Origin of the sequence: Amnimonas aquatica (assembly GCF_002943415.1) — a bacterium.
GTDB classification, from domain to species: domain Bacteria; phylum Pseudomonadota; class Gammaproteobacteria; order Pseudomonadales; family Moraxellaceae; genus Perlucidibaca; species Perlucidibaca aquatica_A.
This window is the reverse complement of the sequence record NZ_PTQZ01000267.1, coordinates 1-1,934: the sequence shown is the minus strand read 5'-3', so window position 1 is coordinate 1,934 and position 1,934 is coordinate 1. Positions and strand designations below refer to the sequence as shown.

At 68.8% G+C, this 1,934-nt stretch carries 1 protein-coding gene; it reads left to right on the top strand.

Annotated features, from left to right (window positions below; genetic code table 11):
• Positions 1 to 1,934 (top strand): catalase/peroxidase HPI (gene katG, locus C5O18_RS08900; protein ID WP_105193240.1); only part of this gene is annotated, 1,934 nt, incomplete at both ends.

Here is a 1,934-nt window from a genome sequence, read left to right as displayed (position 1 = left end):
CTGGGCGGGACGTTCGATTACGCCAAGGAGTTCGGCAAGCTCGACTACGAGGCCCTGAAGAAGGACCTGCGCGAGCTGATGACCGATTCCCAGGACTGGTGGCCGGCCGACTTCGGCCACTACGGCCCGCAGTTCGTCCGCATGGCCTGGCACTCCGCCGGCACCTACCGCGTCGGTGACGGCCGCGGCGGCGCAGGCCGCGGCCAGCAGCGCTTCGCCCCGCTCAACAGCTGGCCCGACAACGTCAACATCGACAAGTCGCGACGCCTGCTGTGGCCGATCAAGCAGAAGTACGGACAGCGGATATCCTGGGCCGACCTGTTGATCCTCACCGGCAATGTGGCACTGGAGACCATGGGCTTCCGCACCTTCGGCTTCGCCGGCGGCCGCGCCGACACCTGGGAGCCCGATCAGGACGTGTACTGGGGCCGCGAGACCGAATGGCTGGAAAAGAGCGGCGGCCCGAACAGCCGCTACACCGGCGACCGCGAGCTCGAAAACCCGCTGGCCGCCGTGCAGATGGGCCTGATCTACGTCAACCCGGAAGGCCCGGATGGCAACCCCGACCCGCTGGCAGCGGCGCGCGACATCCGCGAGACCTTCCGCCGCATGGCTATGGACGATGAAGAGACCGTCGCGCTGATCGCCGGGGGCCACACCTTCGGCAAGACCCACGGCGCGGGCCCCGAAGCGCACAAGGGCCCGGAACCGGAGGCCGCCGGTCTCGAGGAACAGGGACTGGGCTGGACCAGCGACTTCGGCAGCGGCAAGGCCGGGGATGCCATCGGCAGCGGTCTCGACGTGACCTGGACCACCACGCCGGCGCGCTGGAGCAACGATTTCTTCGAGATCCTCTTCAAGTACGAGTGGCAGCTGACGAAGAGCCCGGCCGGTGCGCACCAGTGGGTGGCCAGGGACGCCGAGGAGATCATTCCCGATGCTCACGACAAGTCGAAGAAGCGTCTGCCGACCATGCTGACCACCGACCTGTCGCTGCGCTTCGACCCGGCCTACGAGAAGATCTCGCGGCGCTTCCTGGACAACCCGCAAGCCTTCGCCGAAGCCTTCGCCCGCGCCTGGTTCAAGCTGACCCACCGCGACCTCGGCCCGAAGTCGCGCTACCTCGGCCCGGAGGCACCGAAGGAGGACCTGATCTGGCAGGATCCGCTGCCGCCGGTCGGCCACGCGCTGATCAGCGATGCCGATGCCGCCACGCTCAAGGCCCGGGTGCTGGCGTCCGGCCTGACGGTCTCCGAGCTGGTCGGCACCGCCTGGGCATCGGCATCGACCTTCCGCGGTGGCGACAAGCGCGGCGGCGCCAATGGTGCGCGCATCCGCCTGGCGCCGCAGAAGGACTGGGAGGCCAACCAGCCGGAACAGCTGGCCAGGGTGCTCGCCGCCCTCGAAGGCATCCGCGCCGAGTTCAACGCATCGGCCACCGGCGGCAGGCAGGTGTCGCTGGCCGACCTGATCGTGCTGGCGGGCAACGCCGGTATCGAACAGGCCGCCCGCAATGCCGGCCACGAGGTGAGGGTGCCGTTCGCCGCCGGCCGCGCCGATGCCACGCAGGCGCAGACCGATGTCGAGTCCTTCGCCTTCCTGGAGCCGGTCGCCGATGGCTTCCGCAACTACCTCAAGGGGCGCTACAGCGTGCCTGCCGAGCACCTGCTGATCGACAAGGCGCAGTTGCTGACGCTGACCGCGCCGGAGCTGACCGTGCTGATCGGCGGCCTGCGCGCGATCAACATCAACGTCGATGGCTCCGCGCACGGCGTGCTCACCTCCCGGCCGGGCGCGCTGACCAACGACTTCTTCGTCAACCTGCTCGACATGGGCACGCAGTGGCAGGCGACCTCGGAGAACCAGGAGGTGTTCGAGGGACGTGACCGCCAGAGCGGCGAACTGAAGTGGACCGGCACCCGCGTCGATCTGGT